Origin of the sequence: Paraburkholderia sp. SECH4 (genome assembly GCF_030511745.1) — a bacterium.
Lineage (GTDB): Bacteria > Pseudomonadota > Gammaproteobacteria > Burkholderiales > Burkholderiaceae > Paraburkholderia > Paraburkholderia madseniana.
The window spans coordinates 169,186-182,093 of the sequence record NZ_JALOCP010000002.1 but is presented as its reverse complement, the minus strand read 5'-3'; the positions used below and the strand labels follow the sequence as shown (position 1 = coordinate 182,093).

Genomic DNA, 12,908 nt, shown 5'->3' with positions numbered 1-12,908 from the left:
GGAACGGGTAAAACTCGGGTAGCACGCGGGGTACAACGCGGAGCCTTGGATTGCAGCGCGATCCGGCACAAAAAACAAATTCATTTATCAAATGAATAAATGCGTAAATGACCTGAATAGGTCGCCGCAGGGTCGCCCTGGACCCGAACCATGACGCATGAGTTGGCAGACAAGACGCGCGATGGTCTTACAATACGCTCACCCTCGTTCACGCATTACCCGTTTGCCGGCTCGGCTTGTCGCGCCGGTGACGGGCAGCGCCGACAAAAACCCACGACCCGAGACACATGACCCGAGACCCCCGCCTGACTCTCAACGCCCGGCAACAGGAACTGCTGGAGTGGGTGCAACGCGACGGCTTCGTGACCGTGGACGACCTCGCGGCCCACTTCGACGTGACGCCGCAGACGATCCGCCGCGACGTCAACTGGCTCGCCGACATGAACCTGCTGCGCCGCTATCACGGCGGCGCAAGTCTGCCGACCAGCTCCGAGAACGTCTCGTACACGGCGCGTCAGCGGATGTTCCACGAAGAGAAGCGGCGCATTGCAACGCTAGTGGCCACTCACATTCCCGATCAGGCGTCCCTCTTCATCAACCTCGGCACGACGACCGAAGAAGTCGCACGAGCGCTCAACCGGCATCGCGGCCTGCGCGTGATCACCAACAATCTGAATGTCGCCAGCATGATGAGCGGCTATCCGGATTGCGAAGTGCTGGTGACGGGCGGCATCGTGCGGCCGTGGGATAAGGGCATCGTCGGCGAACTGGCGATCGACTTCATCCGGCAGTTCAAGGTGGACTTCGCGATCATCGGTACGTCGAGCATTGAAACGGACGGCACGCTGCGCGATTTCGACACCCGCGAAGTGCGCGTGGCCGAGGCGATCATCCAGCATGCACGCACCGTGTTTCTCGCCGCCGACAACTCCAAATTCGGCCGTCCGGCGCTCGTTCGCCAAGGTCACCTCGATCAGATCGACGCGCTTTTCACCGACGCCGCGCCACCCGCCGAGATGAACGAAACGCTCGCCGCCGCCAACTGCCAGGTGTATATCGCCGAGTGATCCCAGGCGTCTTCCGCCATGTTGCAGTGCACGCGAAACTTCGAGTGAAATCAAGGATCTGGCCGCTGCCCCAAACCGCCTCTGCGGGTCGCAATTGTCAAAGGGAAAATTTACTGGGACCCCTTTGGTGTTTGTCCGGCGGTTGACTACACTCCAGTTCCCCGGCGTCCGTTCCGCGTTACGCGGAGTGCCGGCAGCGTGAACCTGTCGTGATAGCCGCACCTCCCGCCTGATCCTCTAGCGGACTCCACTGGCATCGTGCCAGTCGCCTCCAAGGCCGTCCGCGTTTGCTTGACATGGAGAGAACGATGCTGAGTCCGCATGAATTCGCCACGTTGTTGCTCGTCAAGGACGCTCCCAATCAAGTCGATATGGAGCGAGAAGAACTCGACGCCTTGCTGGAACGCCAGCTTGTGCAACTTGAACGGCTCGCGTCGGGCAACGAACAATGGCGCGTAACCGAAACCGGCGACAGTGCGCTGCGGGCCATCAAGCGTTTTTCCTAGTACCCTGGATTACAAAGCAAAGCGGCCGCATCAACGGCCGCTTTGTTGTGCCCAATTCATTTACGCAGTAAATTGACGCGACGGACCTTCTGCCTTCGCGCATGCCAAAAACGCTCTCTTCCGACGACATCCAGCAATTCCGCGAAACCATGCGGCGCGTAGCCGAAAACGCATTCGCCACGCGCGGCGCGCAAGGCGTGACGATGCGCGAACTGGCGAAGGAACTGGGTTGCAGCGCGATGACGCCCTATCGCTACTTCCGCGACAAAGACGAAATCCTTGCGATGGTCCGCGCGGCGGCGTTCAACCGTTTCGCGGCGCGACTCGAAGCCGTGGCGAAGGAAGCGCCCGCGACCGACCGTTCCGCCGTCAGCGACGCCTACGTGGCGTTCGCACTCGACGAGCCGCACGCCTACCGCCTGATGTTCGATCTGACGCAGCAGGATGGCGCCTATCCGGAACTCCAAGCCGCATCGCACCGCGCCTGGCGCATGCTCGGGGCGCATTTCGAGCAGCTCGTCGCCGCGGGCCTTCTGGAAGGCGATCCGGAATTGATCGGTTACGCCTACTGGGCAAGCCTGCACGGCTTCACCATGCTGGCGCTCGCCAATCAGTTGCCTTTGCCACAGGCGCAACAAGCCGCAGGGAGCAACGCGCCGACGCGCGAGGCCGTCTTCGCGCAGATTCGTCGGATGTTGTGGCGCGGGGCGCAGCCGCAGCGCTGCTAGTCGCGCGTTAGCTCCGAGTCAGCGGCGCAACCCACTCGACGCGAATATCCGAGTGGGAAGGACTGGGTGGAAAACGCCGGGCGTGAAACTCAGCCCGCTCGCAAAGTCGGATCGGCCGCCGCGCGCCAGCTCAACGCTTTGGCTCGCTGGTCGGTGAAGAAAGTCACCCACTGATTACGCGCTTGCGGGTCCGTACTCGCTCCGAGGCTCGTGTAATGCTGTGCAAGCGACGCCTGAAACGCGCAGTAATCGTCCTTCGACAACTTGCCGCGCCGGTTCGCCACATACGCATCGAACAGCGTCGCGTAGACGCCTTGCGCGTCGTTGCCGTAGTCGACCGTCTGGGCACTGCACATCTGCTGCAACGATGCGAACGAAGGTGCGCCCATCGTCCCGTTCAAGCTCGGCGAGCTGATGCATCCCGTCAGGAGCGCTGCGGCGCCGATTATCCAAAATCCACGCATGAATTCACCTCGAAATGGCTGCTTCCGAGAGTATCGTCCGTGGCCACGCGTTACGCCACCAACTTAGCCAACCGCTAGAGGGGTCCGTAAGAAAACCGAACTTTACTTTTTCGAATATGTTCATTAAAGTTCGCAAACGAACACTATCGGTTCAATAGTTTTTCCAAACCAGTTTCTGAATACGACGCAGAGGACACAGCAGGTGACGCAAGGCTCGAGATACGATTTGCTCGTCGTGGGCGGCGGGATCAACGGCGCAGGCATCGCACGCGATGCGGCGGGCCGCGGCCTGTCGGTGCTGCTCTGCGAACAGGACGATCTGGCGTCCCATACGTCGTCGGCCAGCACCAAGCTGATTCATGGCGGCTTGCGCTACCTCGAGTACCGAGAGTTCGGGCTGGTGCGCAAAGCCCTGCAGGAGCGCGAAACGCTGCTGCGCGCCGCGCCGCACATCATGTGGCCGCTGCGCTTCGTGATGCCGCACATGCCCGATCTGCGCCCGGCCTGGCTGATCCGCGCCGGCCTGTTCCTTTACGATCACCTCGCCAAACGCGAACTGCTGCCCGGCTCGCGCGGCATTGTGATGCGCAACCATCCTGCCGGCGCGCCGCTGGTCGATTCGATCAAGCGCGGTTTCGTGTATTCGGACGGCTGGGTGAATGACGCGCGTCTGGTCGTGCTGAACGCGCTGGATGCGAAGGAACGCGGCGCGAAGATTCTCACGCGCACCAAGCTGCTGAGCGCGGTACGCGCCGGCGGCGAATGGCGCGCACAACTCAAGCGCGCGGACGGCACGATCCTCGACGTGCGCGCCGCTTCGATCGCGAATGCGGCCGGACCGTGGGTCGGCGAATTGCTGCACGGCGCGCTCGGACGGGAAGCAACGCACAGCGTGCGCCTCGTGAAAGGCAGCCATATCGTCACGCGCCGTCTGTTCGAACACGATCACGCGTACATCTTCCAGAATCCGGACAAGCGGATCATCTTCGCGATTCCGTACGAACACGATTACACGCTGATCGGCACGACCGACCTCGAATATCGCGGCGACCCATCGCAAGTGGCGATCAACGCCGACGAAACACAGTACCTGTGCGATTCGATCAACCGCTACTTCAAAGAGAAGATCTCGCCGCAAGACGTGCGCTGGACCTACTCGGGCGTGCGTCCGCTGCTCGAGGAAGAAGGCGCGGACAACCCATCGGCGGTTACGCGCGACTACTCGCTCGAACTCGATGCACCTGCGGGCGAAGCGCCGCTGCTGTCGGTGTTCGGCGGCAAGATCACGACCTTCCGCAAGCTCGCGGAAGAAGCCGTCGACAAACTCGCGTACGCGCTGCATAACGGCACACCCTCGTGGACGGCCGGTGCGCCGTTGCCCGGTGGCGATATTCCGCAAGCCAACTTCGAGCGCTTCCTCGCCGGTTTCAAGCAACAAAATGCATGGCTGCCCGCCGATCTGGCTCACCGCCTCGCGCGTGCATACGGCACGCGTGTGAAAAACATCATTGGCAACGCGCGCTCGGTGGCCGACCTCGGCCGCGCTTTCGCGCCGGGTCTCTACGAAGCCGAACTCACTTACCTGCGCGACACCGAATGGGCGCGCAGCGCGCAGGACGTCCTGTGGCGCCGCTCGAAACTCGGCCTGCACGTCGAACCGGGCACGCTCGATTCGATCACACACGACATTGACGCATGGTTCGCCCGCGAGCCGTTCCGACAGAGCGCCTAGCTAAACCGGTTAGTTGGATCGCTTAGTTAGGCCGCTTGGTTAAACCACTTAGTTGGGTCATTTAGTTGGGTCATTTAGTCAGGTCACTGAGTTAAGCCATTTAGCTGAGCCGCATAGCCAGACCACCTGGGTCAGGCTATCGCAACACGGCCTCGCTACGTGAATGGACCCGCATGACCCGAACGAATTTTCACCCCTCGGCTACTGACAAAGCCGGGACGCACACGCTCAAACTGTTGCAGCCCGCTTAAAACAACAAGCCGTTCCCGTCGCCGGTCAGCAATCCGGCGATTCATAAAACACATGGAGAAGAGACAATGCAGGATCAGTACATCCTCGCGCTTGACCAAGGCACCACCAGCTCCCGCGCGATGCTGTTTGACCGGCTCGGCAATATCGTGTCGACCGCTCAGAAAGAATTCCAGCAAATCTATCCACGTCCGGGTTGGGTCGAACACGACCCGCAGGAAATCTGGTCGACCCAGGCCGGCGTCGCCGCCGAAGCGGTCACGCGTGCCGGCATGAACGGCACCTCGATTGCCGCGATCGGCATTACCAATCAGCGTGAGACCACCATCGTGTGGGACCGCGAAACCGGTCATCCGATTTATAACGCGATCGTCTGGCAAGACCGCCGCACCGCCGACTTCTGCGATCAGCTCAAAGAGCAAGGTCTCGAAGAGAAAGTCCGCGCGAAAACCGGTCTGCCGATCGACTCGTACTTCTCGGCGACCAAGATCCGCTGGATTCTCGACAACGTCGAAGGCGCACGCGAAAAAGCGAAGCAAGGCCGCCTCGCCTTCGGCACGGTGGATAGCTGGCTGGTTTGGAATTTCACCAAAGGTGGTCTGCACGTCACCGACGTGACCAACGCGTCGCGCACGATGCTGTTCAATATCCACACGCTGAAGTGGGACGACGAACTGCTCGAAGCGCTCGACATTCCGCGCAACATGCTGCCGGAAGTGCGTGCATCGTCGGAAGTGTACGGGCCGACCAAGACCACCGTGTTCGCCTCCAAGATTCCGCTCGCGGGCATCGCCGGCGATCAGCACGCGGCCCTGTTCGGCCAGATGTGCACGGAGTCGGGCATGGTGAAGAACACCTACGGTACCGGCTGCTTCCTCGTGATGAACACCGGCGACAAGCCGATCGAATCGAAGAACAATCTCGTCACCACCATTGCGTGGCAGATCGGCGACCAGATCAACTACGCGCTCGAAGGCAGCATCTTCATCGGCGGCGCGGTAGTGCAATGGTTGCGCGACGGCCTCGGCATCATCAAGAACGCAGCCGAGATCGAAACGATGGCGCGCAGCGTGCCGCATAGTGATGGCGTGTATCTGGTGCCCGCGTTTGCAGGCCTCGGTGCGCCGCACTGGAATGCACGGGCTCGCGGCACGCTGTTCGGTGTGACGCGCGGCACGAGTTCGGCGCACATCGCTCGCGCCGCGCTCGACTCGATCGCGTATCAGTCGCTCGACGTGCTGAAAGCGATGGAGGCCGACTCCGGCATTCGCATCGGCGAATTGCGTGTGGACGGCGGCGCTTGCGCGAACAATCTGCTGATGCAATTCCAGGCGGACATTCTCGGCGTGGACGCAGTGCGTCCGAAGATATCGGAGACGACCGCATTGGGCGCGGCGTATCTGGCCGGTCTCGCAGTCGGCTACTGGAAAGACGTGAACGAACTGAAAAGCCAGTGGGCGCTCGATCGTCGTTTCACGCCTGCCCTGCCGCACGCTGACGTCAAGGAGTGCCTCGACGGCTGGCAGCGCGCGATCCGCGCCGCGAAGGCCTGGGCCGACACGCCCTGATTGCTTTCCACCGGTTCCATAAGACACCTTTCGACATAACGAAGCCGCCTATCCAGCGGCTTCCCTAACAACTATATTTCGGATACCAAATCATGTCTCCTTACATTGCGGAATTCATCGGCACCGCGCTCCTCGTGCTGCTCGGCAACGGCGCGGTTGCCAACGTGCTGCTCGCGCGCACCAAGGGCAAAGGCGCGGACCTGATCGTGATCGTGATGGGCTGGGCGATGGCCGTGTTCATCGCCGTGTACGTCACGGCATCGTACAGCGGCGCGCACCTGAATCCTGTGGTCACGATCAGCCTCGCGCTGGCAGGCAAATTCGCGTGGCTCAAAGTGCCGGGCTACATCGCGGCGCAGATGCTCGGCGGGATGGCGGGCGCCCTGCTCGTGTGGCTCGCGTATCGTCAGCACTTCAATAAGGAAGGCGATGCCGACGTGAAGCTCGGCGTGTTCTGCACGTCGCCCGCGATTCGCAGCGTGCCGCATAACCTGCTCACTGAAATGATCGCGACGTTCGTGCTGATTCTCGGCGTGCTGTATCTGGCTTCGCCGCAAGTTGGCCTCGGTGCGCTCGACGCGCTGCCGGTCGGCCTGCTGGTACTCGGCATCGGCATTTCGCTCGGTGGCCCGACCGGTTACGCGATGAGCCCCGCGCGCGACCTGTCGCCGCGTCTGATGCACGCGCTGCTGCCGATTCCGGGCAAACGTGACAGCGACTGGCGTTATTCGTGGATTCCGGTGTGCGGTCCGTTGTTGGGCGGCGCGGCGGCAACAGGGCTGTATTTGTATCTGCACGCGCACTGATTCTGCACCGCACGTGGGAGCGTATATGGGGCCCGCACAAGGCGCACTGATCACGCTCCCACGGCGCAAATGAGCGCCGACGGCAAGCGAAGGCGCCGCGCACGCGGCGTCAAAGCACGTATCATGATGCTTTCAATCTCCGCGCATGAGCTTGCAACTGTCTTGCTCGCGTGCCTCTCGCTTCCCGTTTTAAAGCATGATCGACCACCTCATCTGTGACTGCGACGGCGTGCTCGTCGACAGCGAAATCATCGCTGACCGCGTAATGCTCGAAACGCTGTCCGCCACCTTCCCCGGCCTCGACTTCGAACCCGTCGTCAAGACGGCGTTCGGCCAGCAGACCTCGCGCTTTCTCGAAGGCATCGAGAAGTCGTTCGATATCACGCTGCCTGCCGATTTCTTCAATACGATTGAACACAATGTCGAGCTTGAACTCGCGGCGTCGCTCAGCCCGATCAACGGCGTGCGCGACGCCTTGCAACGCGTGACGCTGCCGGCCGCGGTCGTGTCGAACAGCCGGATGGCGCGCGTGAATGCGTCGGTGCGGCGCGCGGGTTTGCAGCAGATTTTCGGCGAGCGGATTTTCAGCGCCGAACAGGTCGCGCGGCCCAAGCCTTATCCGGACGTGTATCTGTTCGCTGCGAAGACGCTGGGCGTGGAGCCCTCGCGCTGCGTCGTCGTGGAAGACAGCGTGGCCGGTTTGAATGCGGCACGAGCGGCGGGCATGAAGACGATTGCTTTCGTCGGTGCGAGCCACATCCCCGACGGTTATGCGGACGCGCTGCGCAAGATGGGCATGACACGCATCATGAAGCATATGGATGAACTGCCCGCGCTGGTCGAGGCCGGTGTGCGCGGCGAGTTTGGCGACGTGCAGTCTTAACGGATGCAGCAATAAAAAAGCCGGCTGCAATTGCCGGCTTCAGAATCCTGAGAAACCCCGCGCTTTTCCGAGCGCGGGGTTTTTTCTAACGCATCAAACCTCATCCGCGACGCATTCGCGCGCCGTCGCCAGCGCCTGGCGGAATTCCACCAGCTCGGCGATCGTCAGCATCGGCAGATTGTGTTGTTGAGCGAAGCGCTCCACATCCGCGCCGCGCGTCATCGTGCCGTCCGCGTTCATCAGCTCGCACAGCACGCCGGCCGGCTTCAGACCCGCGAGAATCGCCAGATCGACCGTGCCTTCGGTGTGGCCGCGACGCGCGAGCACGCCGCCTGGTTGTGCACGCAGCGGAAACACGTGTCCCGGACGCACGATGTCGGCAGGTTTCGCCGTATCGCTGATAGCCGCGCGGATTGTCGTCACGCGATCGAGTGCGGACACGCCGGTGGTCACCCCATCGCGCGCTTCGATCGAGACCGTGAACGCGGTGCCGTGACGGCTCTCGTTGTTGACAGACATCGGCGGCAGTTCGAGTGCGCGGATCTTCTCGTCGGGCAGGCACAGGCAGACGATGCCGCTGCATTCGCGGATCAGCAAGGCCATGGTTTCGACGGAAAGACGCTCGGCGGAAACGATCAGATCGGCTTCGTTCTCGCGGTCGTGATCGTCTTGCAGGACGACAGCGCGGCCATCGCGCATGGCTTGCAAGGCGGCGGCGATACGCGGCGGAACGGGCTCGGTGGCGAGCAGCGGGAGGTCAAGTGACGCGCTATCCGCAATCACCGACGGAGCAGGAAAAGTAGCAAAGGACATAGTTGAAACGCTCATCGCAAAAGTTGGGCGAAAAACGTTTCAGGGCATTGCAAACAGACAAAGACGCGCCGTTGAACGCCGCGCAAAGCGGCGCTCGCGCACCGCCCGAACCTCTGGAGGCATCACGGAAACGAACATGACTATCTGCACATCTTCTTCCATCCGGACTCTAACCGTCGGCTCTGGCTTCTCACCAGATCTGCTGACCCCACTGCGCTTTCGATACGCTGAAAGCTGAACGAAGCGGGCGCTCGCGGGCTCACCGGCTCACGCTTTCGCGCTGCCGGCATACCGCCGGTGGGGAATTTCGCCCCGCCCTGAAGACGCACTGATTGCCGGATTGACCGGCCGGCAAAGAATACAACAGTCGCGCGAAACCTGCAGCGCAACCCCTACTGGCTAGACGGACATCTCGGCTTCACCGCCGATTTTGACAGCACATCCGCCTGAAAAACCGCATTCGTCAAACCGGCGCGGCCTGGCGTGTCAAATCGTGCGGCGCGGGCACATCCCAGCGCGGCGGCGTTTCCGCCTTCAACGTGACGCGAAACGCGCGCGCTTCGGTGTCGCCGGGATTGCGCAGGCTGTGCGGCTGGTCGGCATCGAACACGATTGCGTCGCCCGTGGCCAGCAATTGGCGCTGGTCGTGCACGCTGACTTCCAGCGTGCCTTCGCTGACCACCAGATTCACCGTGGTGCCCGGCGCGCGGCGCGTGCCGGCCTCGGTATGCAACGGCGCGATACGCAGCTCGTGAAACTCGGCGGCGGTCGGTTCGGCGTCGGGATAAAGCGGCCGGGCCGAGTAGCGCCCATTCGAACTGACGAGCCGCGACGAACGCTCCGCCGGCAAATGCTCGAAGCCGTTGGTCGCATGACGCCGCAAGAACGCCGCCACCGAAACCTTCAACGCCGATGCCACTTTGCAGAGCACCTTGATCGACGGCACGCTGCGCGCCGACTCGATCTGCGCGAGCATCGCTCGCGAGACGCCCGAGGCGCGGGCGAGAGCGTCAAGCGAAAGTTGGCGCTCGGCGCGCAAACGGGCGAGATTCACGCCGACCAGATGTTCAAGAGCATCGAAAGGTTCAGCGGCACGCGGCGACGCATCGGTGTCAGCCGTGGGATCGCGAACCAGCGCAAGCGGGGAATGCATGATTGCCTCCAGGAGCGCCGCCGGACGGCGGGCAAGCGGTTAGTGGAAGCAAGATAGCACTGCGCCCCGCCGCGCCCAACGAAGTTATCTTCACACTGTTATCAGCATTGCGGAGGACGATTCTCGCAAAGCTTGTGCGAATTTTTCATATGGGCGTGTCTGGGGCAGATGTGGTTGAGCACGCTCACACGCACTCAACCACATCTGGATCCGTGGACGTCAGGTGCGCCCACGCAGACTCAGGCGCCTTGCGCCACGGTCCTTGCCGGCGCATCCATCCGCGCCGCGAACCACGTGAGCAACAACGCCACCACGCTAACCGCTGCCGCAACCCACGGCAGCGTATCGAGCGAATGGCCGTGATTGATCACCAGACCGCCGAGCCACGCGCCGCCCGCATTGCCCACGTTGAACGCACCGATGTTCAGCGTCGAAGCCAGATTCGGCGCGGCGGCGGCCTTCTCGACCACACGCATCTGCAACGGCGGCACCGTCGCGAACGCCGCAATGCCCCACACGAAAATGGTAATCGCCGCCGCCACCTGCGAGTGGCTGGTACGCGCGAAGATCGCCATGACTACCGCGAGCGCCACCAGGATTCCCATCAGCGAAGGCATCAACGCGCGATCCGCGAGCTTGCCGCCCACGGTGTTGCCGATCGTGAGACCGACGCCGAACAGCACCAGAATCAGCGTGACACCACGCGGCGAGAAACCGCTGACCTGTTCGAGAATCGGCGCGATATAGGTGAACACGACGAACACACCACCGAAGCCCAGCACGGTCATCGCGAGCGCAGTCCAAACTTGCGGGTCCTTCAGCACGCGCACTTCGTGACCCAGACCAACCGGGCCGGAATCATGGCGATTTGGCACCAGCAGCGACACGCCCGCCAGCGACAGCACGCCAAATGCGCTGACGATCCAGAACGCCGCACGCCAGCCAAACTCCTGGCCGACGAAAGTCCCGAACGGCACGCCGAGTACATTCGCGAGCGTCAAGCCGGTGAACATCAGCGCAATGGCGCTTGCCCGCTTTTCAGCCGGCACGAGCGAAGCCGCCACCACCGCACCGATGCCAAAGAACGAGCCATGCGCAAACGACGTCACCACGCGCGCGATCATCAGCACCGAATAGCTGGACGCAATCGCGCACAGCGTATTGCCGACGATGAACACGCCCATCAGCAACTGCAACGCGAGTTTGCGCGGCATCTTGCTGGTGACCACGGCGAGCAGCGGCGCACCGACGGCGACGCCGAGCGCATAGCCGCTCACCAGCAAACCGGCCGAGGGAATCGACACAGTCAGATCGCGCGCGACCTCGGGCAGCAAGCCCATGATCACGAACTCGGTCGTGCCGATCGCGAAAGCGCTAATCGCGAGCGCCAGTAATGGAATGGGCATTTTTCTACTCCAGGTTCTAAAGTTGAGCGTGTTAGCCACGGTGGGCGTTGCGCAGCGCCGTCACGAATTCGATGACCACACCCGGCGCGAGCGCGACGAAAAGCTGCTGTTCGGCTTGCTGCGGCCCCATCTGCGGCACTTCGGCAAGCTGATAAAGCAGGTCCGCCGCATGCACGCGCCGCAAGAGCGTCGCCCATTCGTCGGCACTTTCCAGCCGGAAGGCGACATGGTCGATGCGCGGCATGGCCCTGCCCGCTACGGCGGGCACCGTCGCATCGATCAGATGAATCACCGGCCGGCCGTTCGCATACAGCCAGTAGCCGTCGATCGAAAACGGCGGACGCGCGCCCTCCGTCAGCCCGGCGACGTCGACGAAGAAACGTCGGGCGGTCTCGAGGTCAGCGGTGACGATCGTTGCGTGATCGAGTTGCATGGCGTGGGCTGCACGGAGCACAAAGGGTTTACGAGGAGTGCATTGTGAGCGGAACACGCCAGTTTGATAATTGGCGTAGCATTTGAAGCATTTTCAAATCTATTTGAAAGATCGCGATGGACAACCTCGGTGACATCCGCCTGTTCGTGGAAGCGGCGCAGCAGGGCAGCCTGTCGGCGGCGGGCCGCAAGATGGGCCTGACGCCGGCCGCCGCCAGCGCGCGGCTGGCCAAACTCGAAACCGGGCTGAAAACGCGCCTGTTCGAGCGCACCACCCGTCAGCTCAGGCTCACGGACGAAGGCCGCCTCTACCTGAACTGCTGTCGCCAGGCGCTGCAATCGCTCGACGACGCCGAAGCCGCGCTGCAAGCCGGCCAGGGCGTGGTGCGCGGCAAGGTGCGGATCTCCGCGACCTCGGACTTCGGTCGCAACCTGCTGATGCATTGGCTCGACGAGTTCAACGCGCTTTATCCGGAAGTCACTTTCGCGCTGACGCTGTCGGACTCGCTGTCGAATCTGGTGCAGGAAGACATTGATCTGGCGATCCGCTTCGGCGTGCCGCAGGACAGCTCGCTCATCGCCCGCAAACTGGCGCCGAACCGCCGTGTGCTGTGCGCGTCGCCGGACTACATCGCACGCAAGGGCGAGCCGAAAGACCCGAACGATCTGGCGAATTTCGACTGCATCGTGCTCGGCACCGCATCCGGCCCGGCCAACGAATGGCGTTTCACGCGCGGCGACGAAGTGCAGCACTACACGGTGCCGTTCGAAACGTCCCGGGAAACCAACGACGGCGCCGTCGCCCGCGAATGGGCGCGGCGCGGCTACGGGATCGTCATCAAGTCGATGTGGGACGTGGAAGCGGACTTGCGGAGCGACTGCCTGAAAATCCTGCTGCCCGAATGGCGCTACCCGGACGCGCCGTTGCACGCGCTCTACCACCGCAACCGTTTCATGGCGCCGCGCGTGCGCGTGCTGCTCGATTTTCTGAGCGAGCGCTTCGCGCAGGTGTCGGACGAACTGGAAGGCCTGCTGGGCTTGCCGCCGGAGCGGCCGCGAGCCAAGGCGGCCGCGGAAACCGCATCCGGTGAAGGGCTATAA

13 protein-coding genes and 1 riboswitch are annotated in these 12,908 nt (G+C 62.6%); of the genes, 8 read left to right on the top strand and 5 right to left on the bottom strand.

Annotation, left to right across the window (positions count from 1 at the left end):
• Window positions 1-287 precede the first annotated feature (287 nt).
• The 3 genes from M0D67_RS03665 (at window position 288) to M0D67_RS03655 (ending at window position 2,301) form a co-directional block, all read left to right on the top strand.
• Window positions 288-1,067 carry a DeoR/GlpR family DNA-binding transcription regulator gene (locus tag M0D67_RS03665; RefSeq protein WP_063497289.1) on the top strand — a complete coding sequence of 260 codons (780 nt, stop codon included), beginning with the start codon at window positions 288-290 and terminating at the stop codon, window positions 1,065-1,067.
• Between the two features lie 308 nt (window positions 1,068-1,375).
• A complete protein-coding gene (locus tag M0D67_RS03660) occupies window positions 1,376-1,573 on the top strand; it encodes a hypothetical protein (protein ID WP_054034465.1) in 198 nt (65 codons plus the stop codon).
• 101 nt (window positions 1,574-1,674) lie between these two features.
• Window positions 1,675-2,301 carry a TetR/AcrR family transcriptional regulator gene (locus tag M0D67_RS03655; RefSeq protein WP_154558055.1) on the top strand — a complete coding sequence of 209 codons (627 nt, stop codon included), beginning with the start codon at window positions 1,675-1,677 and terminating at the stop codon, window positions 2,299-2,301.
• Window positions 2,302-2,390: 89 nt separating this feature from the next.
• Here the strand turns inward: M0D67_RS03655 and M0D67_RS03650 are convergent, their stop codons facing one another.
• Window positions 2,391-2,765 (bottom strand): hypothetical protein, encoded by a 375-nt coding sequence (locus M0D67_RS03650; protein WP_154558056.1) that lies wholly within the window; start codon window positions 2,763-2,765, stop codon window positions 2,391-2,393.
• Window positions 2,766-2,967: 202 nt separating this feature from the next.
• On the opposite strand from M0D67_RS03650, the gene glpD reads away from it, so the two are divergent.
• The 4 genes from glpD (at window position 2,968) to M0D67_RS03630 (ending at window position 8,003) form a co-directional block, all read left to right on the top strand.
• Window positions 2,968-4,497, top strand: a complete 1,530-nt coding sequence (gene glpD / locus M0D67_RS03645) for a glycerol-3-phosphate dehydrogenase (RefSeq protein WP_168435532.1) — start codon at window positions 2,968-2,970, stop codon at window positions 4,495-4,497.
• Between the two features lie 317 nt (window positions 4,498-4,814).
• Window positions 4,815-6,314: a glycerol kinase GlpK gene (gene glpK, locus M0D67_RS03640; RefSeq protein ID WP_154558058.1), complete on the top strand. Its 1,500-nt coding sequence runs from the start codon at window positions 4,815-4,817 to the stop codon at window positions 6,312-6,314.
• 92 nt (window positions 6,315-6,406) lie between these two features.
• On the top strand, window positions 6,407-7,120 hold the full coding sequence (locus tag M0D67_RS03635) for an MIP/aquaporin family protein (protein WP_154558059.1): 714 nt from the start codon (window positions 6,407-6,409) through the stop codon (window positions 7,118-7,120).
• A gap of 196 nt (window positions 7,121-7,316) precedes the next feature.
• Complete coding sequence (locus M0D67_RS03630; RefSeq protein ID WP_154558060.1) at window positions 7,317-8,003, top strand: HAD family phosphatase; 687 nt, start codon at window positions 7,317-7,319, stop codon at window positions 8,001-8,003.
• Between the two features lie 93 nt (window positions 8,004-8,096).
• Here the strand turns inward: M0D67_RS03630 and ribB are convergent, their stop codons facing one another.
• The 4 genes from ribB to M0D67_RS03610 form a co-directional block, all read right to left on the bottom strand.
• The gene (gene ribB, locus M0D67_RS03625; RefSeq protein ID WP_171927487.1) at window positions 8,097-8,816 is read right to left on the bottom strand and encodes a 3,4-dihydroxy-2-butanone-4-phosphate synthase; all 720 of its coding nucleotides are present in this window, start codon (window positions 8,814-8,816) and stop codon (window positions 8,097-8,099) included.
• A gap of 146 nt (window positions 8,817-8,962) precedes the next feature.
• Window positions 8,963-9,145: riboswitch (FMN riboswitch) on the bottom strand.
• A 134-nt stretch (window positions 9,146-9,279) separates the two neighbouring features.
• Window positions 9,280-9,969 carry a helix-turn-helix domain-containing protein gene (locus tag M0D67_RS03620; protein WP_054034477.1) on the bottom strand — a complete coding sequence of 230 codons (690 nt, stop codon included), beginning with the start codon at window positions 9,967-9,969 and terminating at the stop codon, window positions 9,280-9,282.
• Window positions 9,970-10,208: 239 nt separating this feature from the next.
• Window positions 10,209-11,375, bottom strand: a complete 1,167-nt coding sequence (locus M0D67_RS03615; protein WP_154558062.1) for an MFS transporter — start codon at window positions 11,373-11,375, stop codon at window positions 10,209-10,211.
• 31 nt (window positions 11,376-11,406) lie between these two features.
• Entirely contained in the window at window positions 11,407-11,808 is a 402-nt protein-coding gene (locus M0D67_RS03610; RefSeq protein ID WP_154558063.1) for a VOC family protein, read from the bottom strand.
• Window positions 11,809-11,924: 116 nt separating this feature from the next.
• On the opposite strand from M0D67_RS03610, the gene M0D67_RS03605 reads away from it, so the two are divergent.
• Window positions 11,925-12,908 carry a LysR family transcriptional regulator gene (locus M0D67_RS03605; protein ID WP_154558064.1) on the top strand — a complete coding sequence of 328 codons (984 nt, stop codon included), beginning with the start codon at window positions 11,925-11,927 and terminating at the stop codon, window positions 12,906-12,908.